The 22489-nt window shown below is 70.7% G+C and carries 22 protein-coding genes and 1 pseudogene; 16 read left to right on the top strand and 7 right to left on the bottom strand.

The window, feature by feature from the left end; genetic code table 11:
• Nucleotides 1–4 precede the first annotated feature (4 nt).
• Nucleotides 5–1171, top strand: a complete 1167-nt coding sequence (gene mycP / locus OHU89_RS11425) for a type VII secretion-associated serine protease mycosin (RefSeq protein ID WP_405654426.1) — start codon at nt 5–7, stop codon at nt 1169–1171.
• Between the two features lie 125 nt (nt 1172–1296).
• Here mycP and OHU89_RS11420 read toward each other — a convergent pair whose 3' ends face one another.
• Complete coding sequence (locus OHU89_RS11420) at nt 1297–2244, bottom strand: serine hydrolase (RefSeq protein ID WP_405642135.1); 948 nt, start codon at nt 2242–2244, stop codon at nt 1297–1299.
• A gap of 150 nt (nt 2245–2394) precedes the next feature.
• Here OHU89_RS11420 and OHU89_RS11415 point away from each other — a divergent pair, with 150 nt between their 5' ends.
• Nucleotides 2395–3123 (top strand): SseB family protein, encoded by a 729-nt coding sequence (locus tag OHU89_RS11415; protein WP_405642134.1) that lies wholly within the window; start codon nt 2395–2397, stop codon nt 3121–3123.
• 4 nt (nt 3124–3127) lie between these two features.
• Here the strand turns inward: OHU89_RS11415 and OHU89_RS11410 are convergent, their stop codons facing one another.
• Nucleotides 3128–3487: a DUF1844 domain-containing protein gene (locus OHU89_RS11410; protein WP_405642132.1), complete on the bottom strand. Its 360-nt coding sequence runs from the start codon at nt 3485–3487 to the stop codon at nt 3128–3130.
• A gap of 347 nt (nt 3488–3834) precedes the next feature.
• Between OHU89_RS11410 and infC the strand changes: the two are divergent.
• The 10 genes and pseudogenes from infC to OHU89_RS11360 all read left to right on the top strand — a co-directional run bounded on the left by infC (nt 3835) and on the right by OHU89_RS11360 (nt 14736).
• Nucleotides 3835–4558, top strand: a pseudogene (gene infC, locus OHU89_RS11405) (translation initiation factor IF-3).
• Nucleotides 4559–4670: 112 nt separating this feature from the next.
• Nucleotides 4671–4865 (top strand): 50S ribosomal protein L35, encoded by a 195-nt coding sequence (gene rpmI / locus OHU89_RS11400; RefSeq protein WP_003977225.1) that lies wholly within the window; start codon nt 4671–4673, stop codon nt 4863–4865.
• A gap of 101 nt (nt 4866–4966) precedes the next feature.
• Nucleotides 4967–5350 carry a 50S ribosomal protein L20 gene (gene rplT / locus OHU89_RS11395; RefSeq protein WP_020132316.1) on the top strand — a complete coding sequence of 128 codons (384 nt, stop codon included), beginning with the start codon at nt 4967–4969 and terminating at the stop codon, nt 5348–5350.
• 86 nt (nt 5351–5436) lie between these two features.
• Nucleotides 5437–6279 (top strand): TrmH family RNA methyltransferase, encoded by an 843-nt coding sequence (locus OHU89_RS11390; protein WP_405642130.1) that lies wholly within the window; start codon nt 5437–5439, stop codon nt 6277–6279.
• A 50-nt stretch (nt 6280–6329) separates the two neighbouring features.
• A complete protein-coding gene (locus OHU89_RS11385) occupies nt 6330–7466 on the top strand; it encodes an ATP-binding protein (RefSeq protein ID WP_405642128.1) in 1137 nt (378 codons plus the stop codon).
• Between the two features lie 139 nt (nt 7467–7605).
• Entirely contained in the window at nt 7606–8727 is a 1122-nt protein-coding gene (gene pheS / locus OHU89_RS11380; RefSeq protein ID WP_171142657.1) for a phenylalanine--tRNA ligase subunit alpha, read from the top strand.
• A complete protein-coding gene (pheT, locus tag OHU89_RS11375) occupies nt 8727–11237 on the top strand; it encodes a phenylalanine--tRNA ligase subunit beta (RefSeq protein ID WP_405642125.1) in 2511 nt (836 codons plus the stop codon). The genes pheS and pheT overlap by 1 nt, the downstream gene beginning before the upstream one ends.
• A gap of 196 nt (nt 11238–11433) precedes the next feature.
• Complete coding sequence (locus OHU89_RS11370) at nt 11434–12465, top strand: PP2C family protein-serine/threonine phosphatase (RefSeq protein WP_405642123.1); 1032 nt, start codon at nt 11434–11436, stop codon at nt 12463–12465.
• Between the two features lie 277 nt (nt 12466–12742).
• Nucleotides 12743–14083 (top strand): transcriptional regulator, encoded by a 1341-nt coding sequence (locus tag OHU89_RS11365; RefSeq protein ID WP_266833363.1) that lies wholly within the window; start codon nt 12743–12745, stop codon nt 14081–14083.
• Nucleotides 14084–14190: 107 nt separating this feature from the next.
• The gene (locus tag OHU89_RS11360; protein ID WP_384173930.1) at nt 14191–14736 is read left to right on the top strand and encodes an NUDIX hydrolase; all 546 of its coding nucleotides are present in this window, start codon (nt 14191–14193) and stop codon (nt 14734–14736) included.
• A 23-nt stretch (nt 14737–14759) separates the two neighbouring features.
• Here OHU89_RS11360 and OHU89_RS11355 read toward each other — a convergent pair whose 3' ends face one another.
• Both OHU89_RS11355 and OHU89_RS11350 read right to left on the bottom strand, forming a co-directional pair.
• Nucleotides 14760–15017 carry a hypothetical protein gene (locus OHU89_RS11355; protein ID WP_266894800.1) on the bottom strand — a complete coding sequence of 86 codons (258 nt, stop codon included), beginning with the start codon at nt 15015–15017 and terminating at the stop codon, nt 14760–14762.
• Between the two features lie 236 nt (nt 15018–15253).
• On the bottom strand, nt 15254–16114 hold the full coding sequence (locus OHU89_RS11350) for a 3-hydroxybutyryl-CoA dehydrogenase (RefSeq protein WP_266894802.1): 861 nt from the start codon (nt 16112–16114) through the stop codon (nt 15254–15256).
• Nucleotides 16115–16282: 168 nt separating this feature from the next.
• Between OHU89_RS11350 and OHU89_RS11345 the strand changes: the two genes are divergently transcribed.
• Entirely contained in the window at nt 16283–17512 is a 1230-nt protein-coding gene (locus OHU89_RS11345) for a glycoside hydrolase family 10 protein (RefSeq protein WP_405642120.1), read from the top strand.
• 1 nt (nt 17513) lies between these two features.
• Here the strand turns inward: OHU89_RS11345 and OHU89_RS11340 are convergent, their stop codons facing one another.
• Both OHU89_RS11340 and OHU89_RS11335 read right to left on the bottom strand, forming a co-directional pair.
• Complete coding sequence (locus tag OHU89_RS11340; RefSeq protein ID WP_405642118.1) at nt 17514–17708, bottom strand: DUF1918 domain-containing protein; 195 nt, start codon at nt 17706–17708, stop codon at nt 17514–17516.
• Nucleotides 17709–17802: 94 nt separating this feature from the next.
• Nucleotides 17803–18717, bottom strand: coding sequence for a DMT family transporter (locus OHU89_RS11335; RefSeq protein WP_405642116.1), 915 nt, complete (start codon nt 18715–18717; stop codon nt 17803–17805).
• Here OHU89_RS11335 and OHU89_RS11330 point away from each other — a divergent pair.
• The 3 genes from OHU89_RS11330 to OHU89_RS11320 all read left to right on the top strand — a co-directional run bounded on the left by OHU89_RS11330 (nt 18716) and on the right by OHU89_RS11320 (nt 21476).
• Nucleotides 18716–20179, top strand: a complete 1464-nt coding sequence (locus tag OHU89_RS11330; protein WP_405642115.1) for a PLP-dependent aminotransferase family protein — start codon at nt 18716–18718, stop codon at nt 20177–20179. The genes OHU89_RS11335 and OHU89_RS11330 overlap by 2 nt on opposite strands.
• 155 nt (nt 20180–20334) lie before the next feature.
• The gene (locus OHU89_RS11325) at nt 20335–20760 is read left to right on the top strand and encodes a GNAT family N-acetyltransferase (RefSeq protein ID WP_405642113.1); all 426 of its coding nucleotides are present in this window, start codon (nt 20335–20337) and stop codon (nt 20758–20760) included.
• Nucleotides 20761–20882: 122 nt separating this feature from the next.
• Nucleotides 20883–21476, top strand: a complete 594-nt coding sequence (locus OHU89_RS11320) for a histidine phosphatase family protein (RefSeq protein ID WP_405642112.1) — start codon at nt 20883–20885, stop codon at nt 21474–21476.
• A 514-nt stretch (nt 21477–21990) separates the two neighbouring features.
• Here OHU89_RS11320 and OHU89_RS11315 read toward each other — a convergent pair.
• Entirely contained in the window at nt 21991–22455 is a 465-nt protein-coding gene (locus OHU89_RS11315; protein WP_405642110.1) for a DUF6314 family protein, read from the bottom strand.
• Nucleotides 22456–22489 lie beyond the last annotated feature (34 nt).

Here is a 22489-nt window from a genome sequence, read left to right as displayed (position 1 = left end):
CGCCATGACCCGCCGCGCCGGCCTCCTCAGCGCCCTTCTCGCCGCCTCCCTCGCCCTCGTACCGCCCACCGCGGCGCACGCCGACGGCATACGCGCCCAGCAGTGGGCCCTCGAGGCCATGCACACCCAGGAGGCCTGGCAGACCACCAAGGGCAAGGGCATCACCGTCGCCGTCCTCGACACCGGCGTCGAGGACGACCACCCCGACCTCGCCGGCAACGTCCTCGACGGCAAGGACATGGTCGGCTTCGGAGCGAGCCGCGGCGACCGCGCCTGGGCCCGCCACGGCACCGCGATGGCCGGCATCATCGCCGGCCACGGACACGGGATCGGCAACGCCGACGGCGTGATGGGCATCGCCCCCGAGGCCAAGATCCTCCCCGTCCGCGTCATCCTGGAGGACGGCGACTCGGCCCGCGGCAAGGCCCGCAACACCCGCGGCAACGCCCTCGCCGAAGGCATCCGCTGGGCCGCCGACCACGGCGCCGACGTCATCAACCTCTCCCTGGGCGACGACTCCAAGTCCGCCCACCCCGAACCCGCCGAGGACGAGGCCGTCCAGTACGCCCTCAAGAAGGGCTCCGTCGTCGTCGCCTCGGCCGGCAACGGCGGCGAGAAGGGCGACCACATCTCCTACCCGGCCGCCTACCCGGGTGTCATCGCCGCGACCGCCGTCGACCGGTACGGCACCCGCGCCGCCTTCTCCACCCGCCGCTGGTACTCCACGGTCAGTGCCCCCGGCGACAAGGTCGTCATCGCCGACCCCGACCACAAGTACTACGAGGGCTGGGGCACCAGCGCCGCCGCGGCCTTCGTCTCCGGAGCCGTCGCCCTGGTCAAGGCGGCCCACCCCGGCCTGACCCCGGGGCAGATCAAGAAGCTCCTGGAGGACACGGCCCGCGACGCCCCCGTCGGCGGCCGCGACGACTCCCGCGGCTACGGCCTGGTCGACCCGGCCGCCGCGATCAAGGCAGCGGCCGAGCTGAAGCCGGAGGGACTGCAGGCGGCGTCCTATGGCGAGAAGTACTTCGGCCCGGGCCCGGACGCGGCCGAGGAGGAGGACGACGCGGCAGGCTGGGCGGCCCCCCTGGCCGGCGGCGCGGGCGGTGTCCTGCTGATCGCGGCCGTGGTGTTGTGGCGGGGCCGTCGGGAAAACCACGAAGAACTCTGAGCTGCCGACCCGGGTTCGGACAACGCCGGTAGGGGCGCGGGGCTGTATCAATGTGCGGCTACCGCCGCGTGGGCGCGACCAGCCACAACGCTGCCGCACCCCGGCGACGGCCTGTTGAGGCGCTCTCAACCCGCGAAAACCGACACCGCAGCCTGAGAAGCCGACTCCACGAGCGACACCCCCTTCTCCTTCGTCGCGTTACCGTTCGACAGCGCGACAACCAGATACGCGCGACCGTCCGACGCAGTGACCCGCCCGATGCTGTTGATGTCCCACAGCCCGGTGGTCGATCGCGGCAGCCAGCCGTTCTTCAAAGCCCACGCGGATCCGTCCGCCGCGGCCGAGACTCCCCAGTCCTGGCCGACGGCTATCCGCCCCATCAGCCCCCGCACATACTCCCGCGACGCCGAGCTCAACTCCGAGTCGTCCCCGAACACCTGCCGAAGCAACGTGAGCTGGTCCGCCGCCGTGGTCTGGGTCAGCCCCCACAACATCCCGTCACCGCCCTCGGTGCCCGTGAGCCCGAGCCGCTCGTTCGCCGCGTCGAGCCCCTTCGCCTGCCCGATGATCCGCCACAGTGCCGACGCGGAGGCGTTGTCGCTGTTCTCGATCATCGAGGTGGCGTACGACTTCTCGGCCGCCGTGAGGTGCCGGTCCTCGTCCTGCGCCTGGAGCAGCAGCGCCGCCAGGATGTCGACCTTGACGATGCTCGCCGTGTCGAAGGCGGCGTCCCCGTACGTGGCGCTCTCCCCGGAGTCCAGGTCGAGCACGGCGACCGAGACGTCCGCGTCGCCCGGCACGGTCACCGACTTCATGGCCGTGGCAAGCAGCTTGTCGTGGTCCACCGTCGGCTGCGTCACGGGCTCCACCGATGCCTCCTCGCTCGTCGCCGCCGCGGTCGGCGACGGGGCCGACGATACGGAGGGAGCGCCGGAGTGCGCCTGCGCCTTCACATACACGGTCCCCCCGGCCGTGGCGCCGACGATCGCGACGGAGGCGAGGGCGGTGTACATCAACGGGCGCCGCCGGGGCGGGCGCGAGCGACGGCTTCGGCGGGCTCTGGAGGACTCCATGACCGTGATGGTCGGGCCACCGACTGTGTGGGCCGTTAGACGAAAGTTAGATGTGTGTCAGGGAAATCTGAGATTCCGGTGAAGAGCGTCACGGAGAGGTTTCCGGGGCCGCACAAGCCCAGCAGCATCCCCCCTATAGGGTCGGTGACCGTGGCGAACAAGAACATTCCCGACTCCGGCTTCTCCGACGACGACGGCTCCGCCGACGCCGGGCTGAGCGCGGCGCTCGCCGCCTGGACCGAGGACCGCACCGCCGTGGGACCCGTCCTGGAGGCCCTGAAGGGCGCCCGGCTGCTCGTCCCCGTCGTGGCCGTGCTCGGCGAGGTCGAGGAGGACGAGAACGGACTGCGCCGCGAGAAGACCAGCGACATGGCCGTCCCCACCCTGAAGGCCGGCGGCCGCACCGCCCTGCCCGCCTTCACGTCCACCGACTCGCTGGCGCTCTGGGACCCGGCGGCCCGCCCCGTCGCCGTACCCCTGCACCAGGCGCTCCAGGCCGCCGCGCACGAGAAGGCGGACACGGTCGTCCTGGACCTGGCCGGACCGGTGCCGTTCGAGCTGACCGGCCCCGCGCTGCTCGCCCTCGCCGAGGGCCGTACGACGACGGACCCGCTCGCCGACCCCGCGGTCGTGGAGGCGGTACGTGCCGCCGTCGCCGCGGTGGGCGCGGTGGAGCGGGCCTACCTCGGACCCGGCCAGGGGGACGGCACTCTCGCCCTGGTCCTCGACCCCGTCGTCCCGCACGACGCCGGTGTCCACGCGGTCGCCCGGCGCCTCGCCGCCGACGAAACGCTGAGGGCCCGCCTGGTGCGCGGCCTCGACCTGGCACTGCTGCCGGCCGGGGCGACGCCTCCGGGCGAGCCCTTGTACGTGCGGTAGGGACTCAGCCGTAGACCGGGCCCGTGTACTTCTCGCCCGGGCCCTGGCCCGGCTCGTCCGGGACGAGCGACGCCTCGCGGAACGCCAGCTGGAGGGATTTCAGGCCGTCGCGCAGCGGGGCCGCGTGGAAGGAGCTGATCTCGGTCGCGCTGCCGTCCAGCAGACCGGCCAGGGCGTGGATCAGCTTGCGGGCCTCGTCCAGGTCCTTGTACTTGTCGCCCTCCTCGGTCAGACCGAGCTTCACCGCGGCGGCGCTCATCAGGTTCACGGCGACCGTCACGATCACTTCGACGGCGGGGACCTCGGCGATGTCGCGGGTCATCTCGTCGAAGTCGGCGGGGGGCTCAGGAGGGGTGTCACTCATGGCCCACACGATAGGCGGTCCGTGCTGCCGTTCCTCCAATTGGTCCTTGTCAAGCGATCCTGCTAATCTGGTTGACGACCGGCTGGACACTCACGTGCCCGGCCCACAAGTGGAGGCTCCGATCTCCCACCTGACCGTCCCCCGGGACGGCGGGTCACCCCGGTCAGGCGGCCACCATCGTTCCGTACGGACGATGGAGTCGCCCGAATGCGCGCCCCGCGATCATCGCGGCGGTGCTCCGGCAGTGTTTTGGAGCCCCGTCTTGTGATCGTCCGGGGCATTTTTTGTGCTTCGGCGCGGTTAGGTCTGTCGAGAAGAAGACAAACGCGGCTGTCCGCCAGACCGCCGTGTGGTGCTAACCGAGGAGGATCCATCAGCGCCGAGCCCCGCATCAACGACCGGATTCGCGTTCCCGAGGTGCGACTTGTCGGTCCCAGTGGCGAGCAGGTGGGCATTGTCCCACTGGCCAAGGCACTGGAGCTTGCGCAGGAGTACGACCTGGACCTGGTCGAGGTCGCGGCGAACGCCCGTCCGCCCGTGTGCAAGCTCATGGACTACGGGAAGTTCAAGTACGAGTCGGCCATGAAGGCCCGTGAGGCGCGCAAGAACCAGGCGCACACGGTCATCAAGGAGATGAAGCTCCGGCCGAAGATCGACCCGCACGACTATGACACCAAGAAGGGTCACGTCGTCCGGTTCCTCAAGCAGGGCGACAAGGTCAAGATCACGATCATGTTCCGTGGTCGCGAGCAGTCCCGGCCGGAGCTCGGCTACCGACTGCTGCAGCGTCTCGCGTCGGACGTCGAGGACCTCGGTTTCGTTGAGTCGAACCCGAAGCAGGACGGCCGAAACATGATCATGGTTCTCGGTCCGCACAAGAAGAAGACCGAGGCGATGGCCGAGGCGCGCCAGGCGCAGGAAGCCCGCAAGGCTGAAGCGAAGGCCAACCCCGGCAAGTCGCAGAACGCCGCGGACCCCGACGCCGTGAACGCGGACGCCGAGGATGCCGAGATCGCCGATGCTGCCGAGGCTCCCGCCGAGGCCCCTGCCGAGGCCTCCGCCGAGGCGTGATCCCAGGGGACGCGAGTCCCCCAGGACGTAACCGATACAAGAGCGACGCTCCACCGTGTGCCCGGTTTCACGACCGGGCACCGGAGCGCCACCCAGAGGAGAGAACGGCGCTATGCCGAAGAACAAGTCGCACAGCGGTGCCAGCAAGCGCTTCAAGATCACCGGCTCCGGCAAGGTGCTCCGCGAGCGTGCCGGCAAGCGCCACCTGCTCGAGCACAAGTCGTCCCGCGTGACGCGCCGCCTCACCGGCAACGCCGAGATGGCCCCGGGCGACGCCGCGAAGATCAAGAAGCTTCTCGGCAAGTGACGTACGCGGCGCTTCGCTTGAGCGCCGTACGTCTGGACCGGGACCCCATCGATTCCGGGCCGTGTGAGTCCAACCACGGCCCCGCTACAAGGAGTTAACAAGTGGCACGCGTCAAGCGGGCAGTCAACGCCCACAAGAAGCGCCGGGCGATCCTCGAGGCGGCCTCCGGCTACCGCGGTCAGCGTTCGCGCCTGTACCGCAAGGCCAAGGAGCAGGTCACCCACTCGCTGGTCTACAACTACAACGACCGCAAGAAGCGCAAGGGTGACTTCCGTCGGCTGTGGATCCAGCGCATCAACGCCGCTGCCCGCGCCAACGGCATCACGTACAACCGCTTCATCCAGGGTCTGAACGCGGCGAACATCGAGGTCGACCGCAAGATCCTGGCCGAGCTGGCCGTCAACGACGCCACCGCGTTCGCCGCGCTGGTCGAGGTTGCGCAGAAGGCCCTGCCGGCGGACGTCAACGCCCCCAAGGCGGCCTGACGCCTGGCTTTGAGCCGACGTGACATGAGGGACCCGCAGGCTTTCGGGCTTGCGGGTCCTGTTGTGTAGTTCTGAAAGTGAGCCTCATGCACTCCGCAACCCCCGAGCTGATCTCCGCCCGTTCCCCCCGCGTCTCCGCCGCCCGGCGGCTCGCCAAGCGGAACTTCCGGGGCAAGGAGCGGCTGTTCCTGGCCGAGGGGCCGCAGGCCGTGCGGGAGGCCGCCGGGCACGGGCTCGTGGAGTTGTTCGCCACCGTCGAGGCCGCCGAGCGGTACGCCGACATCATCGCGGAGGCCCGCGCCGTCGAAGCGCGTGTACACCTCGCCTCCGAGGACGTCATCGCCGACATCTCCACCACCGTCACCCCGCAGGGGCTCGTCGGTGTGTGCCGCTTCCTCGACACTCCCTTCGAGGAGATCCTCGCCGCCCGCCCCAAGCTCGTCGCCGTGCTCGCGAACGTCCGCGACCCCGGGAACGCCGGGACCGTCCTGCGGTGCGCGGACGCCGCCGGGGCCGAGGCCGTCGTACTGACCGACGCGTCCGTGGATCTCTACAACCCCAAGGCCGTACGGGCCTCCGTGGGCTCCCTCTTCCATCTCCCCGTCGCCGTCGGTGTCCCCGTGGAGCAGGCGGTCCAGGGGCTCAAGGACGCCGGCGTGCGGATCCTCGCCGCCGACGGGGCCGGGACCGACGACCTCGACGACGAGCTCGACAAGGGGACCATGGGCGGACCGACCGCCTGGATCTTCGGGAACGAGGCGTGGGGGCTCCCGGAGGAGACCCGCGTGCTCGCGGACGCCGTCGTGCGCGTCCCGATCCACGGGAAGGCCGAGAGCCTGAACCTGGCGACCGCCGCCGCCGTATGTCTCTACGCGTCGGCCCGTGCACAGCGCGCCTCCGGAGGGTGCCGCTCCGTCACCGAGAGCTAGTAGGGTGACCAGCTCGGGGGCCCTCCGTCGAAGAGGTGGGGTACGGGGATATGAGCGTCGGCACGAGCAGCGCACCGGGAGCACGGGACGTGCGGCACGGGTCCGCGTCCGGCCCCGGTGATCTGGCCGGGCTCGGCATCGACCCCGACCTCCTGCCCGACGGACTGGTCGTCGCCGACGAGCACGGCCGGGTCGTCTGCTTCAACGCCGCCGCCGAGCGCATCACCGCCGTACCGGCCGCCGAGGCCCTCGGACAGCGGCTCGACAAGGCGCTGCCGTTAGAGGACCTGGAAGGGCGACGCTGGTGGCAGGTGACGGACCCCTACGGGGGGCTCGCGATTCGGCGTCGCCAGCCCGAGCGGAATCTGCTCCTTCCCCGCGGACGTGAGGTCCTCGTCTCCGCCCAGTACGTGCGCACCGAGCCCACCGGGCCCGTCCACCGCGTCGTCGTGTGCCTGCGCGACACCGAGGCCAGGCGCCGCACCGAGCGCAGTCACGCCGAGCTGATCGCCACCGTCGCCCATGAACTGCGGTCACCGCTCACCTCCGTCAAGGGCTTCACCGCCACGCTGCTCGCGAAGTGGGAGCGGTTCACCGACGACCAGAAGCGGCTGATGCTGGAGACCGTCGACGCCGACGCCGACCGGGTCACCCGGCTCATCGCCGAGCTGCTCGACATCTCGCGCATCGACTCCGGGCGCCTGGAGGTGCGGCGCCAGCCCGTCGACATCGGGGCCGCGGTGGGGCGACACATCCAGGCGTACGTCGCCGCCGGGCAGACCGCCGACCGGTTCCTGCTGCGCATCGAACAGCCGCTGCCCATGCTGTGGGCCGACCCCGACAAGATCGACCAGGTGCTCAGCAACCTGCTCGAAAATGCCGTGCGCCACGGCGAGGGAACGGTCACGATTGACGTCACGCCCTCGGCGTCGCCCCGGGAAGGGGAGGACGTCGGTACGTCGGTCACGGTGAGCGACGAGGGGTCCGGCATCCCGGAGGAGTCCATGAACCGCGTCTTCACCCGCTTCTGGCGGGGCAGCAAGCGCGGTGGCACGGGCCTCGGGCTGTACATCGTCAAGGGCATCGTCGAAGCCCACGGCGGCACCATCACCGTCGGCCGCGCCCCCGAGGGCGGCGCGGAGTTCCGATTTACGTTGCCCGTGGCGGCGCCGGCGTATCTCGCCTAGCGGCCCACGGGCGCATTCGTACACCCCCACCCCGTTAGACTCGGCCTTTGGCACCTTTGTGTCCCATGGACGGCCCTCTGACCTCTGTGTGAGTCGGTGACGGGGACCTTCAGCCAGCCAATCGGAAGCACGGGAAGAGATGTCGGCACCGAACAAGTCGTACGACCCTGTAGAGGTCGAGGCGTTGAAGCCAGAAGAGATCGAGCGCATGCGGGACGAGGCGCTCGCCGCCTTCGCCGCCGCGGACTCCCTCGACGCGCTCCAGGAGGCCAAGGTCGCCCACACCGGCGGCACCTCGCCGCTGGCCCTCGCCAACCGCGAGATCGGCGCCCTGCCCCCGCAGGCCAAGGCCGCCGCCGGAAAGCTCGTCGGACAGGCCCGCGGCGCCGTGAACAAGGCGCTCGCAGGCCGTCAGACCGAGCTCGAGGCCGAGCGCGACGCGCGCGTCCTGGTCGAGGAGTCGGTGGACGTCACGCTGCCGTACGACCGCGTACCGGCAGGCGCCCGCCACCCGCTCACCACCCTGTCGGAGCGCATCGAGGACGTCTTCGTGGCCATGGGCTACGAGGTCGCCGAGGGCCCGCAGGTCGAGGCCGAGTGGTTCAACTTCGACGCCCTCAACATCGGCCCGGACCACCCGGCCCGCGGCGAGGCCGACACCTTCTTCGTGCAGGGCCCCGAGGGCGGCACCGAGTCCGGTGTCGTGCTGCGCACCCACACCTCGCCCGTGCAGATCCGCTCGCTGCTCGACCGTGAGCTGCCCGTGTACGTGATCTGTCCCGGTGTCGTCTACCGCACCGACGAGCTGGACGCCACGCACACCCCGGTCTTCCGCCAGGTCGAGCTGCTGGCCGTCGACGAGGGCCTCACCATGGCCGACCTCAAGGGCACGATGGACCACATGGTCCAGGCCCTGTTCGGCGAGGGCATGAAGACCCGGCTGCGGCCGAACTTCTTCCCCTTCACCGAGCCGTCCGCCGAGATGGACATGGTCTGCTACGTCTGCCGCGGCGAGTCCGTCGGCAACCCCGACCGCCCCTGCCGTACCTGCTCCAGCGAGGGCTGGATCGAGCTCGGCGGCTGCGGCATGGTCAACCCCAAGGTGCTGACCGCCTGTGGCGTCGACCCGGAGAAGTACAGCGGGTTCGCCTTCGGGTTCGGCATCGAGCGGATGCTGATGTTCCGCCACAACGTCGAAGACATGCGAGACATGGTCGAGGGTGACGTCCGGTTCACTCGGCCGTTCGGGATGGAGATCTGATGCGGGTCCCGCTTTCTTGGCTGCGGGAGTACGTCGACCTGCCGGCGACCGAAACCGGCCGTGACGTCCAGGCCAAGCTCATCTCTGCCGGCCTCGAGGTCGAGTCCGTCGAGCACCTCGGTGCCGACCTCAAGGGTCCCCTCGTCGTCGGCCAGGTGCTGACCATCGAGGAGCTGACCGAGTTCAAGAAGCCCATCCGCTTCTGCACCGTGAACGTCGGCCAGGCCAACGGCACCGGCGAGCCCCAGGAGATCGTCTGCGGCGCCCGCAACTTCGCCGTCGGCGACAAGGTCGTCGTGGTCCTCCCCGGCGCCACCCTGCCGGGCGGCTTCTCGATCTCCGCGCGCAAGACGTACGGCAAGACGTCCCACGGCATGATCTGCTCCGGCGACGAGCTGGGCATGGGCGACGACGGCAGCCACGGCATCATCGTGCTGCCGCCGGAGACCGAGGTCGGCAAGGACGCCATCGAGCTCCTGGAACTGGTCGACGAGGTCCTGGACATCGCCGTCACCGCCAACCGCGGCGACTGTCTGTCCATCCGCGGCGTCGCCCGCGAGACCGCCATCGCCTACGGCCTGCCGCTGCGCGACCCGGCGCTCCTGGACGTCCCGGGCCCCAACGCGTACGGCTACCCGGTGCAGGTCTCCGAGCCGCTCGGCTGCGACCGCTTCACCGCCCGCACCGTGTCCGGACTGAGCCCCGAGGCCCGCTCCCCGCTCTGGCTCCAGCGCCGGCTGCAGAAGGTCGGCATGCGCCCGATCTCGCTCGCCGTCGACATCACCAACTACGTGATGATGGAACTCGGCCAGCCGCTGCACGCCTACGACCGCAAGCTGGTCCAGGGCACCATCGGCGTCCGCCGGGCCGGCGAGGGCGAGGAGATCGTCACCCTCGACGGCGCCAAGCGGAAGCTGCACGCCGAGGACCTGGTCATCACCGACGAGCGCGGCCCGATCGGCCTCGCGGGTGTCATGGGCGGCGCGAACACCGAGATCGCCGACCACGAGGAAGGCGAAGGCACGACCGATGTGGTCATCGAGGCCGCGCACTTCGACGCGGTCTCCATCGCCCGCACGGCCCGGCGCCACAAGCTCTCCTCCGAGGCGTCCCGGCGCTTCGAGCGCGGTGTCGACCCGGCCGCCGCCGCGGCCGCGGCCCAGCGCACCGTCGACCTCCTCGTGCTGCTCGCGGGCGGCACCGCCGACGCCGGTGTCACCGAGGTCGCCACGCCGTCCGCGCCGCACAGCATCGCCGTCGCGGCCGACCACCCGGACAGGGTCGCGGGTGTGGAGTACGGCCGCGAGACCGTCGTACGCCGTCTCCAGCAGGTCGGCTGTGATGTGTACGGGCAGGACGAGCTGATCGTCACCGTGCCGTCCTGGCGTCCCGACCTCACCGAGGTCAACGACCTGGCGGAAGAGGTCATCCGCCTGGAGGGCTACGAGAACCTGCCCTCCACGCTGCCCAAGCCCCCGTCGGGCCGCGGCCTCACCCACCGGCAGCGGCTGCACCGCCGCGTCGGCCGGGCGCTGGCCGGTGCCGGGTACGTCGAGGCGCCGAACTACCCCTTCTTCGGTGAGCAGGTCTTCGACCAGCTGCTGCTGGAGGCCGACGACCCGGCCCGCCGCGTCGTCAAGCTGACGAACCCGCTCAACGACGAGGAGCCCGCGCTCCGTACGTCGCTGCTTCCGGGTCTCCTCGGTGCGCTGCGGCGCAACGACGGGCGGGGCTCGCACGACCTGGCCCTCTTCGAGACGGGCCTGGTCTTCAACCCGCGCGAGGAGCAGCGCGTCGCCGTTTCGCTGCCCGTCGACCGGCGTCCCACGGACGAGGAACTCGCCTCGCTGAACGCCGCGCTGCCCGCGCAGCCGCGGCATGTGGCGGCCGTTCTCGCGGGCGCCCGTGAGCAGGCCGGCTGGTGGGGCAAGGGCCGTCCGGCGGACTGGGCCGACGCGATCGAGGCGGCGCGGGCCGTCGCCCGTGAGGCCGGTGCCGAACTGGTCGTCCGTGGTGGGCAGTACGGGCCGTGGCACCCGGGGCGGTGCGCCGAGCTCGTGGTCGTCGCCGAGGGTGTCGAGAAGGTCGTCGGGCACGCCGGTGAGCTGCACCCGCGGGTCGTGAAGGCGTTCGGGCTGCCCGCGCGTACCTCCGCGATGGAGCTGGACCTGGATGCGCTGGAGGCCGTCGGCGACGACACGCCTCAGGCGCCGAGCATCTCCACGTTCCCTGTCGCCACGCAGGATGTGGCGCTGGTCGTGGACCAGTTCGTGCCGCACACGGATGTCGAGGCGGCGCTGCGTGAGGGTGCGGGTTCGCTTCTTGAGGCGATCCGGCTCTTCGACGTGTACGAGAACGCGGAGCAGATGGGTGATGGCAAGAAGTCGCTGGCGTATGCGCTGCGGTTCCGGGCGGCTGATCGCACTCTGACCGTGGATGAGGCTTCGGCTGCGCGGGATGCGGCTGTTGCTCTTGCGGGTGAGCGTACGGGAGCGGTGCTGCGCGGCTGATGCCGTGTGCCGGGTGCGGGTGGGCCGTGGCTGGTCGCGCAGTTCCCCGCGCCCGTGGCGGCATACTGTCACCTCACTCAATAGGGTGACGTTTGCTGGTGATCTGGTCCTTCCGGGTCATGCTGTCGACAGAATCGGACCGGCCTTTCGGGGTCGGTCCTTCTGTGCTGTCTGGGCCTATTGGGGGGCCATCGGCATGATCCGTATCAGGGGTCGGGTTCCCCGCAGGGTGCTCTCGCTGGGGTTACCCACCGCGTGGGGGGCCGTGGCGGTCACGTACAAGCTGACCTGCCCGCTCGCCCAGCAGACCGGCTTCGAAGCACGCCTCGCGACCAGTGCCGTGTTCTTCGCCGTCGGCACCGGGCTGATACTTCACGTCCGGCATGCGCTGCTGCGCGAACTCCGGCAGATCCGGCAGGTCGCCGGTGCCGCGCAGAGTGCCCTGCTGCGACCGCTCCCGCCGCGCGTCGAGGGGCTGGACATCGCCGCCGCCCAGCTCTCCGCGGACCGCGGTGCCTCTGTCGGCGGTGACCTGTACGAGGTGATCGCCACCGAGCACGGCGTACGGGTCGTCATGGGCGACGTCCGTGGGCATGGCCTCGCCGCTCTCGGTACCGTCGCCGCCGTACTCGGCAGCTTCCGCGAGGCGGTCCATGACGAGCCCGAACTCGGCGGTGTGCTGCGCCGGTTGGAGCGCGCGCTGGGCAGACATCTGCGCGAGCGGGCCCGGGACGACGACCCGGTCGCCGAGGAGTTCGTCACCGTACTGCTCCTGGAGATCGGCCGGGACGGCGACGTATGCGCACTGAACTGCGGCCACCCGTGGCCGTACCTGCTGAGCGGCGCACGAGTGGACCCCCTGACCCGAGCGGATCCCCTCCCTCCGCTCGGGCCGTTCCCGCTCCCGCCCGAACTGCCGCCCATGCAATGCGGTTACCTCCTCCCCGGCGAGACCCTGGTCCTCCACACGGACGGAGCGGAGGACGCCAGAGACGCTCATGGCCGGTTCTTCTCCCTGCCGGGGGCACTGGCAAAGGCCGCGGGCGAGAACCCCCAGGCGGTACTGGGCTCGGTCTTCGCGGGTCTGCTGCGCCACGCGGGGGGAGCCCCGACGGACGACATCGCTCTACTCGTACTGCGAAACGACCGGCAACTCCATCGGACCTCAGGGGCGCGGGGAACTGCGCGACCAGCCACGACGAGCCCGCAGCCGACAACGCCCCTTTGAGCACAACGGCGTTCAGTCGCTCGGTCAAGCCGGCGGCTGCCGTCCGCCCCGCCACGGAGTGTCGGGCAGGCAGCTGGGCGGACGGCGCGGATTCGGGCCGCCGCACTGTACGAGGGGGAGCCGGCGGCCCGGCCGGCCTCTTGCGAGGCATTTCAGTCAACCGGCTGGAAACTCTCCGCGACAGTGCGCGCACGCTACGGATTCGAGCACTCCGTTCACACCCCGTGTGAAGCCACACCCACTACTCTGACGGCACCGAGCCATCCGGGGGGCATATATGCAGCCCAACACTCTGCTCGACGCGATCCTGGACGAAGCGGGAATCTCGCACGCGGGGTTGGCCGCGCACGTGAACCAGGCCGGACGTGCGCGCGGGCTCGCGCTCCGGTACGAACACACCGCCGTAGCACGGTGGTTGAAGGGCCAGCGCCCCCGCGGTCAGGTGCCCGACCTGATCTGCGAGGTGCTCGCCGCCCGGCTGCACCGCACGGTCAGCCTCGACGACATCGGCCTCGGTGTCCCCGGTGAGCCCTCCGCCCCGCACGGCACCTCGCTGTCCGGGTTCGTGGAGCGGGCCACCGCCCTGTGGCGCTCCGACGAGCAGCAGCGGCCGCACATACTGGGCGCCCCCGCGGTCACCGGCACACCCGCCGTCATGCCGGTGTGGGAGTGGGAGAACCCGCCCGAGGACGTCGATGTGTCGCGTGGCGGGCGGCACCGGGTCACCGCCGGCGACCTGGAGATGCTGCGCGCCGCCCGTACGCACTACGAGCAGATGTACCGGAAGGCCGGCGGCATCGCGACCCGCACCCGGATCGTCGGCTTCCTCAACGCCGAGGCCGCCCCGCTGCTGCGCGGCAGCTACACCGACGAGACCGGCCGTCAACTGCACCGGGCCACGGGAGGGTTGGTGGCCGTCGCCGGGATCTGCGCCTATGACTCCGACGCGCACGGCCTCGCCCAGCGGTACTTCCATCAGGCGCTGCGCCTGGCGAAGGCCAGCGGGGACAGAGGACTTGGCGCCTATGTGATCGCGCTCCTCGTCAACCAGTCGCTGTTCATGCGGGAGAACCGGCAGGCCGTCGCCTTCGCGGAGGCCGCGCTGCGTGCCGCGGGCCGGCACATCACCCCCGCGCTCGCCTCCGACCTGTACGCGATGCAGGCGAAGGCGTACGCGCACCTCGGCGACGGCACGAGCGCGCTGTCCTGCATCCGGCGTGCCGAGCAGGCCGCCGAACGCATCCGGCGTGGATACGAACCCGACGAAACCGGCTATGTCCAGCCGGGGTTGGTCAATGTCCAGGTGGCGGAGGCGCTGCTCAGCCTCGGCGAGCTGGTGGCGGCGCGCGAGCATGCCTCGGTGGCCGTCGACAATCCGGCCCATGACCGGGGCCGGGTGCACCGGCTCGCGATGCTCAGCACGATCGAGCTGCGTCAGGGCAACGCCGACAAGGCGGTGGCCACCGCGGTGCAGATGGCCGAACAGGCCCGCGGAATGGAGTCCCAACGCCTGCGCGACAGACTCCGCGCGGTACGCGAACACCTGGTCCGCAGCGGCTGCGCGGGCACCTCCGAGGCAGCCGAACTCATCGACGGAGCTCTGCGCGTACCGTTGTAAATCCCTGTCAACACACTGCGCCGCAGCTGTGAGAGGTCGTTCTGCGTCTGCTGCCGAACTGCTCCTGCTGCGATATTGCCACTTACTCAGCGGAAGGTGGCAGAACCGTGCAGTGGACGAAACAGAACGAACAAACTGTGTATGAAAACCGCTGGTTCAGCGTCAACCTCGCGGATGTCGAGCTGCCGGACGGTCGGCACCTCGATCACTTTTTGATACGACTGCGGCCCGTCGCCGTGGCCACGGTGGTGAACGAGGCCAATGAGGTCCTCCTTCTATGGCGCCACCGCTTCATCACCGACAGTTGGGGGTGGGAACTGGCCGCGGGCGTCGTCGAGGACGGCGAGGACATCGTGTGCGCGGCCGCCAGGGAACTCGAGGAAGAGACCGGCTGGCGACCGGGACCTCTGCACCACCTCATGAGCGTGGAACCGTCCAACGGACTCACCGACGCCCGGCACCACATCTACTGGGCCGAGGAGGGTGAGTACGTCGGACACCCCGTGGACGACTTCGAGTCGGACCGCCGGGAATGGGTCCCCCTCAAGCTCGTCCCCGACATGGTCGCCCGAGGGGAGGTCCCGGCCGCCAACATGGCGGCCGCGTTACTCCTGCTGCACCATCTCAGGCTCGGGCAGGACGCCTTGCCCTGAATCCCCCCACCGCGTCCCGCGCCCTAGTGTCCGATGGCCTGCCAGACCGTCGCGATCAGCGCGCCCACGGCCGTGACGGCCGCGACGGCGGGCAGCGGCCAACGGGCGTGCTCCAGTACGACGAGGCGTGCGCTGAGGTCGTCCAGTTCCTTGTCCGTCTCCTCCGTGCGATGGCTGAGCAGAGCGAGCCCTCCCTCGACGCGCGCGTACGCGACATCGAGTCGGCGGCGTAACTCTGCGAGTTCTCCATGGACCACGGGATGCTCCGGGTCGGCGGTCACGAGTCCGCTCCTTTCCGTAGTCGTCACATCCCTTGCATGCGCATGAAGAGTCAACTCGCCTGGTGGACGCGTGGGGAGCGTGTGCGACGGGCATATGCGGGCCCGGCGCGCACACGGTGTGTGAATACGGCGGGCCCGGCGCTCCGAAGAGTGCCGGGCCCGTGTTCGTCGCACTGTGTAATCAGCACCCTGTAACGGGCACTGTGCACACGGCCTGGAGATGTCAGGCGACGCTGTCAGCCGTAGGTGTAGAAGCCGGAACCGCTCTTGCGGCCCAGGCGGCCGGCGTCGACCATGCGCTGGAGCAGTGGGGGAGCGGCGTAGAGCGGTTCCTTGTACTCGTCGTACATCGAATTGGCGATGGAGACGATCGTGTCCAGACCGATCAGGTCGGACAGCCTCAGCGGGCCCATCGGGTGGGCGCAGCCCATCTCCATGCCGTTGTCGATGTCCTCGCGGCCCGCGATGCCCGACTCGAACATCCGGATGGCGGAGAGCAGATACGGCACGAGCAGCGCGTTGACCACGAACCCGGAGCGGTCCTGGGCGCGGATCGCGTGCTTGCCGAGCAGCTTCTCGGCGAAGGCCTGGGCGCGGCTGATCGTGCCCTCGGACGTGGTGAGCGCCGGGATCAGCTCGACGAGCTTCTGCACCGGGGCCGGGTTGAAGAAGTGGATGCCGATGACGTGGTCGGGGCGCGAGGTGGCGACCGCCAGCTTCACCAGGGGGATGGAGGAGGTGTTGGAGGCGAGGATGGCGTCCGGGCGCGTCATGACCTGGTCGAGCACCTGGAAGATCTCGGTCTTCACCTGCTCGTTCTCGACGACGGCCTCGATCACCAGATCGCGGTCGGAGAACTCGCCCAGGTCGGTGGTGAAGGACAGACGAGCCAGGGTCGCGTCGCGCTCCTCCTCGCTGATCTTGCCGCGTTCGGCGGCCTTCGTCAGCGAGTTGAACAGCCGGGTCCGGCCGATCTCCAGGGCTTCACCGGTGGTCTCGGCGACCTTCACGTCCAGTCCGGAACGGGCGCAGACCTCGGCGATGCCGGCCCCCATCTGGCCGCAGCCCACTACTCCGACGCGCTCGATGTCGGTCACATCGTCCCTTTCGCTGGTCTACGGACTGTGCAGGGATCTCTTTGTGGAGATGCTCTGCTCCGTTCGTGCACGTTACTGGAAAGTATCGATGATCGATCGGCGGGGTCGGGCATCCTGGGCGCGAACGGTCCGCGGTCGGGCGGATCCGCCGTGTTTCGGGGTGTACAGATGGGGCGTTTGTCACGCCGGGCGTTCGGGCTGGCCTTGCTTTCCACGGTCACGACGGCGTCGGGCACCGCGTCGGCCGCACCGGCCCGCCGGCCGCGCGAGGTCCGCGAGATGCGGGGCGTGTGGATCGCCAGTGTGGTCAACCGCGACTGGCCCTCCAGGACCGGGCTGACCGCCGCCCAGCAGCGCGCCGAGTTGATCACGCACCTCGACAAGGCGGTGGCGGACGGTCTCAACACGGTGATCCTCCAGGTACGGCCCACCGCGGACGCGCTCTGGCCCTCGCCGTACGAGCCCTGGTCGCAGTACCTCACCGGCACCCAGGGCAAGTCCCCCGGCTGGGACCCGCTCGGCACGGCCGTGCGGGAGGCCCACGAGCGGGGCCTGGAGCTGCACGCCTGGTTCAATCCGTACCGCATCTCCCTCCAGGCGGACCCGACGAAACTGGTCGCCTCCCACCCCGCCCGCCGGAACCCGGAGTGGGTGGTGACGTACGGCGGGAAGCTCTACTACAACCCCGGGCTGCCCGAGGTCCGCTCCTTCGTGCAGGACGCGATCCTGGACGCGGTGGAGAAGTACCCGGTGGACGCGGTCCACTTCGACGACTACTTCTATCCGTACCCGGTGGCGGGCCAGACCTTCGACGACGACGCGGCCTACGACCAGTACGGCGGCGGCTTCGCCACCCGGGCCGACTGGCGGCGGGACAACATCGACCGACTGGTGCTGGAGACCGCGGCCCGCATCCGGGAGACCCGGCCCACCACCCGGTTCGGCATCAGCCCCTTCGGGGTGTGGCGCAACGCCGCCACCGATCCGCTCGGCTCCAGCACACAGGCGGGCGTGCAGTCGTACGACGACAACTACGCGGACACCCGCAAGTGGGTCCGGGAGGGCTGGATCGACTACCTCGTGCCACAGCTCTACTGGAACATCGGCTTCGCCGCCGCCGACTACGCGAAACTGGCGCCCTGGTGGGCCGATGTGGCGCGGGGGAGCAGGACGAAGCTGTATCTGGGCGAGGCCCTCTACAAAGCGGGGGACCCGGCCCAGCCGGCCGCCTGGCAGGACCCCGCCGAACTGTCCCGGCACCTCACCCTCGCCAAGGACCACCCGGAGCTGTGCGGGCATGTCTTCTTCGCGGCCAAAGAGGTGTCGACGGATCCCGTCGGCGCGATGGCGCGCGTGGTCGCCGACCACTACCAGCAGCCGGCGAGGCCTTCACGCTGACCTAGTTCGCGGTGTCCTTGTGCCGGATCTCGGAGTCGGGTCCGGGTGAGCACACGCCCACGTGCCCGTCCTCGAAGCGGACGCGGTAGGGGGGGGTGCCCCCCTGTCCCATCACTTCGACGATCTCGCCGATCTTGTCGTTCTGTCCGACCACCCTGCCGTGCTGCACAAGCTGGTCGCCCACGGTTGCACGCATCTGTGGGTCCTCCTTACGAAGGTGCGGGAGCTGCGGTCCGTGGCCTTGAGTTTACGGCGCGGGGGCCCGGTTGGGACCGGCACGTGCGCGCCGCTCAGCCTCGCGCCCGCTGGGTGACGGCGATGCAGACGAGCACCGCCGCGGCCGTCAGTGGGGCGGCCACCGTCAGGTGCTCACCCAGCAGCAGCACCGACCACACCAGTGTGAGCAGGGGCTGGGCCAACTGCAACTGGCTGGCCTTGGGAATGCCGATCATCGCCATGCCCCGGTACCAGACGACCAGGCCGAGGAACTGCGAGCCCGCCGCGACCCACAGCAGTCCGGTCACGCTGTGCGCGGTGAGATGCACGGGTTCGTACGACAGGGCCACCACGGTCGCGGGCACGGAGAACGGCAGGCACAGCACCAGCGCCCAGCCGACGACCTGCCAGCCCGGTATGACCTTGGCCAGCCGGCCGCCCTCGGTGTAGCCGGCCGCGCACACCAGCAGGGCGCCGAAGAGATACAGGTCGGCGGAGGTGACGGTGCCGCCGCTCTGCTGCACGGTGAAGGCGAGGACCGCGGCCGCGCCCGCGAGGGCGGCCGTCCAGAAGGTACGGGACGGGCGGGTACCCATGCGCAGGGCGGAGAACAGCGCGGTGGTGAGGGGAAGCAGACCGACCACCACGGCGGCGTGGGAGGTGGTCGAGGTCCGCAGCGCGAGAGTGGTGAGCATCGGGAAGCCGACGACGACACCGCCGGCGACCACCGCGAGTCCCGCCCAGTGGCGCCGGGCGGGAACGGGAACGCGCAGCGCCAGCAGACAGGATCCGGCGATCAGCGCGGCGAGCACGCTCCGCACCCCGACCAGTGACCAGGGCCCGAAGCCCTCCAGACCCCATGCCGTCGCGGGGAAGGTGAGGGAGAAGGCGACGACACCGAGGGCGGCCACCAGGGTGCCGGCAGTGGTGTTCGGCTTGGTGCCGACCGCTATCGTGATCGGGTCAGTAGCGCTACTCTGTACTCTCATGCAAGAGCGTAGCAGCGTCGATGAGCTGGCGGAACGACTGAGAAGTGAACTGAACCGCTACTCTGCTGGTGGAAAGCTCCCGTCAAGCCGGGCTCTGGTCGAGCAGTACCGGGTGAGCCCGGTGACGGTCTCCCGGGCGCTGGCGCAGCTGGCCGCCGAGGGGCTCGTCGTCACCCGGCCCGGCGCCGGGGTGTTCCGGGCGGTGCCGCGGACGACGGTCGCACCGGTGGGGGACACCTCCTGGCAGGAGGTGGCGCTGAGCGCGGACGCCGCCACCGACCTCGTGCCGCGCTCGGTGGACGCGAGCGGTGTCCTGGTCTCCCTCACCGAGCCGCCGCCCGAGGTGATCGAGTTCACCGGCGGCTACCTGCACCCCTCGCTCCAGCCCGAGCAGGCACTCGCCGCCGCGCTCTCCCGCGCCGCACGCCGTCCCGGCGCCTGGGGCCGGCCGCCCATGGAGGGGCTGACGGAACTGCGCTCGTGGTTCGCGCGGAGCATCGGCGGCTCCGTCACGGCGGCGGAGGTGCTGATCGCCGCCGGCGGGCAGTCGGCGCTGACCATCGCGCTGCGTGCGCTGGCCTCTCCCGGGGCCCCGGTGCTCGTCGAGTCGCCCACCTATCCCGGCATGCTGGCGATCGCCCGAGCGGCCGGGCTGCGGCCCGTGCCCGTCCCGGTCGACCCGGACGGGGTCAGGCCGGAGCTGCTGGCCGACGCCTTCCGGGCCACCGGCGCCCGGGTGTTCGTCTGCCAGCCGCTGTTCCAGAACCCGACCGGTGCCGTGCTCGCCCCCGAACGCCGGGGCGAGGTGCTGCGCATCGCGCGCGAGGCCGGCGCGTTCGTCGTCGAGGACGATTTCGTACGACGGCTCGTGCACGCGGACGCGGGCGAACTGCCGCGCCCGCTGGCCGCCGAGGACGCCGACGGGGTCGTCGTCCACGTGTGTTCGCTGACCAAGGCGACCTCGCCCAGCTTCCGGGTGTGCGCGCTCGTCGCGCGGGGCCCGGTGCTGGAAAGGCTGCGCGCGATCCAGGTCGTCGACACCTTCTTCGTGCCCCGCCCCTTGCAGGAGGCGGCACTGGAACTCGTGGGGTCGGCCGCCTGGCCGCGCCATCTGCGGGCGATCTCCGCCGACTTGAAGACCCGCCGGGGCGCCATGACCACGGCGCTCGGCCTCCACCTCCCCGAACTCGCCCTCCCGCACGTCCCGTCGGGCGGCTACCACCTCTGGCTGCGCCTGCCGGACGGTTCTGGGGGCAGCTCCCAGGCTTTCGGCTCCGGGAGAGAGGCCGCGCTGACGGCGGCCGCCCTGCGCGCGGGGGTCGCGATCACCCCGGGCCGCCCGTACTTCAGCGCGGAGCCGCCGGCCGGGCATGTGCGGTTGAGCTTCGCGGCGGTGGCGGGGGTCGGGGAAATCGCGGAGGGGGTACGGCGGTTGCGGGCGGCGGCGGACGAGGTGCTCTAGCCGATCGGGGCGATACCGCACCTGAACTCGGCGGAGGCGAAGAGCCTGGGCGTCAGGCGTCAGGCGTCAGGCGTCAGGGGGAAGACCACCCAGCGCCCGCGCGACGCCCCTGGAAACCGTTCGACCCTCGCTGTCGGCCCTGCGAAGATCCCGGCATGACCGACCTCGCCGCTGGCTACGAGATCTCCACCGACCCCGACCGTATTGACGCCGCCCGGGTCCATCACTGGCTCTCCACCGACGCGTACTGGGCGATCGGCCGCCCCCGGGAGAAGCAGGACCGGGCGATCGAGGGTTCGCTCAACTTCGCGGTCTATGAGACGGCTTCGGGGGAGCAGGTGGCGTATGCCCGGATCATCACCGACCGGGCCACTTTCGCGTGGCTGTGCGATGTGTACGTCGATCCGTCCGTGCGGGGCAAGGGGATCGGGAGCGCGCTCGTCGAGGTCGTACGCGAGGAGCTGCGGCCGTACGGGCTGCGCCGCATCCTGCTCGCCACGCATGACGCGCACGGGGTGTACGAGAAGGCCGGCTTCACGCCGCTCGCGAACCCGGACCAGTGGATGGCGCACCTCTACTAGGGCCCCTCGTTTCGGGTGAGTTGTCCGGCAGGTCCTGACCTTGCAGTAAGGTTTTACCAACCCTGCGTAACTCCCGGGTAACACCTCTTGACCTGCGTACTTTCTCCACTCACCATCGCCGCATGTCACTTCGGGTCACATTCGTCGCCGCCGCCCGCAGCTCCCCGCTGCTCGCGGAGCGCTTCGAGGACGACCGGCCGCTCGACCAGGCCGGCTGGGACGAGGTGCGGCGCGCCGCGGGGGAGCTGCTGCCGCTGGCCGCGGCGGAACTGCGCTACTGCTCACCGACTCCGCGCAGTCGCGCGACCGGGGACGCGCTCGGCTATTCCCCGCTCGTGCAACTCGCCCTGCGGGACTGCGACATGGGCCGCTGGCGCGGGCTGACGCTGGGCGAGGCGATGGCGCGCGAACCGGAGGCGGTGGACGCCTGGCTCGCCGACCCACGCGGCATCCCGCACGGCGGTGAGTCGCTGCTGGCCTTCGTCTCCCGGGTCGGCGGCTGGCTCGACACCCGGCCCGTGGGCGACGGCGGCCGTATCGTCGCCGTCGCCGAGCCCTCGGTGGTCCGCGCCGCGCTGGTGTACGCCCTCAAGGCGCCGCCGTCGACGTACTGGAACATCGACGTCCGCCCCCTGTCCACGACCACCGTCACCGGCCACGCGGGCCGCTGGAACCTACGCTTCGACGGGACCCAGGCCCAGCCGTCACGGGCGTGAACCCAGCGGGCGTGACCCCGACGCATGGGGCCGTGCCCCGAGCCCTCGCGGACGCGGCTCCGGTTCTCGTGGGTGCGGTCCTGGCCGCTGCGTGATGGCTTGTCCGCTCGGGCCTCGTGGGGGTGGCCAGGCCTTGCGAGCGTGGCTCCGGTTCTCGCGGGTGCGGTCCTGACCGCTGCGTGATGGCTTGTCCGCTCGGGCCTCGCGCGCAACTCAGGTCTTGCGGGTGTGGTTCCGGTCCTTGCGGGTGGGTCCGGCTCCTGGTTCGGCGTGGTGTCGGCCTGGCCATCGTGGGCGTGTAGCCAGGTCTTGTGGGCGTGGTTCCGGTCCTTGCGGGCGGGTCCGGTCCCTGTTCGGTGCGGCGCCGGTCCGGCTCTCGCGGGTGGGGACCCAGGCGTCGTGAGTGTGGCCTCGGCCTTCGGGGTCGTGACCCGGGCCTCGTGGGTGTGGCCCTGGGCTTCGTAGGCGTCGCCCCGGGCCGTGAATGCGTGCCCGTGGCCCGTGAGCCCGGTGCTCAGCCTCCGCGTGGCGCGTCGGGCGTCCCGCGTGCGTACTCGGTCGTGAGGACGAGGTCCTTGGTGGGGCCGCCCACCCGCCAGACCGTCCGCCAGTGGTGTTCGTCGAGGACGGTGAACTCGCCGCGGTAGAGGTCCGCCGCGCAGGGGTGGTCGGTGATGTGGTGGCCGGTGGTCAGGTTCAGGTCGTGGAAGAAGCGGCCGTCGCCGAAGCGCACCTCGGCCTCGGCCGCCGAAGTCCCGGGCAGGAAGCGCAGGGTGCGCTCGGCGGGGCGGGTGACGCCCTGCCAGGTGAAGGTGCCGGATTCCTGATGCAGCAGCCCTTCGCCGTCCCATGGGCCGAAAACCGTCGTGCCCGAGAAGTGCCCGGCCTCCCCGCTCGCCAGGTCTCGCACGGAACGGTCGACCCGCCAACTCCCGGCCAGATACGTCAGTACCTCCGGTACTGGCCAGAATCCGCCCACCCGCTCCTCCCTTCCGACACTTTCGGTACCGCGC

This window comes from Streptomyces sp. NBC_00019, from assembly GCF_045041015.1.
Taxonomy (GTDB): domain Bacteria; phylum Actinomycetota; class Actinomycetes; order Streptomycetales; family Streptomycetaceae; genus Streptomyces.
Note: the sequence above shows the minus strand (reverse complement) of the source record. Positions and strands in the feature narration are given on the sequence as shown.

What these genes read in the sequence shown, in the direction of transcription:
- mycP (WP_405654426.1), top strand. Translation starts at nt 5, where the DNA reads ATGACCCGCCGCGCCGGCCTCCTCAGCGCCCTTCTCGCCGCCTCCCTC.
- OHU89_RS11420 (WP_405642135.1), bottom strand. Translation starts at nt 2,244, where the DNA reads ATGGAGTCCTCCAGAGCCCGCCGAAGCCGTCGCTCGCGCCCGCCCCGG.
- OHU89_RS11410 (WP_405642132.1), bottom strand. Translation starts at nt 3,487, where the DNA reads ATGAGTGACACCCCTCCTGAGCCCCCCGCCGACTTCGACGAGATGACC.
- rpmI (WP_003977225.1), top strand. Translation starts at nt 4,671, where the DNA reads ATGCCGAAGAACAAGTCGCACAGCGGTGCCAGCAAGCGCTTCAAGATC.
- OHU89_RS11390 (WP_405642130.1), top strand. Translation starts at nt 5,437, where the DNA reads ATGCACTCCGCAACCCCCGAGCTGATCTCCGCCCGTTCCCCCCGCGTC.
- OHU89_RS11385 (WP_405642128.1), top strand. Translation starts at nt 6,330, where the DNA reads ATGAGCGTCGGCACGAGCAGCGCACCGGGAGCACGGGACGTGCGGCAC.
- pheS (WP_171142657.1), top strand. Translation starts at nt 7,606, where the DNA reads ATGTCGGCACCGAACAAGTCGTACGACCCTGTAGAGGTCGAGGCGTTG.
- pheT (WP_405642125.1), top strand. Translation starts at nt 8,727, where the DNA reads ATGCGGGTCCCGCTTTCTTGGCTGCGGGAGTACGTCGACCTGCCGGCG.
- OHU89_RS11370 (WP_405642123.1), top strand. Translation starts at nt 11,434, where the DNA reads ATGATCCGTATCAGGGGTCGGGTTCCCCGCAGGGTGCTCTCGCTGGGG.
- OHU89_RS11365 (WP_266833363.1), top strand. Translation starts at nt 12,743, where the DNA reads ATGCAGCCCAACACTCTGCTCGACGCGATCCTGGACGAAGCGGGAATC.
- OHU89_RS11345 (WP_405642120.1), top strand. Translation starts at nt 16,283, where the DNA reads ATGGGGCGTTTGTCACGCCGGGCGTTCGGGCTGGCCTTGCTTTCCACG.
- OHU89_RS11340 (WP_405642118.1), bottom strand. Translation starts at nt 17,708, where the DNA reads ATGCGTGCAACCGTGGGCGACCAGCTTGTGCAGCACGGCAGGGTGGTC.
- OHU89_RS11330 (WP_405642115.1), top strand. Translation starts at nt 18,716, where the DNA reads ATGCAAGAGCGTAGCAGCGTCGATGAGCTGGCGGAACGACTGAGAAGT.
- OHU89_RS11335 (WP_405642116.1), bottom strand. Translation starts at nt 18,717, where the DNA reads ATGAGAGTACAGAGTAGCGCTACTGACCCGATCACGATAGCGGTCGGC.
- OHU89_RS11325 (WP_405642113.1), top strand. Translation starts at nt 20,335, where the DNA reads ATGACCGACCTCGCCGCTGGCTACGAGATCTCCACCGACCCCGACCGT.
- OHU89_RS11320 (WP_405642112.1), top strand. Translation starts at nt 20,883, where the DNA reads ATGTCACTTCGGGTCACATTCGTCGCCGCCGCCCGCAGCTCCCCGCTG.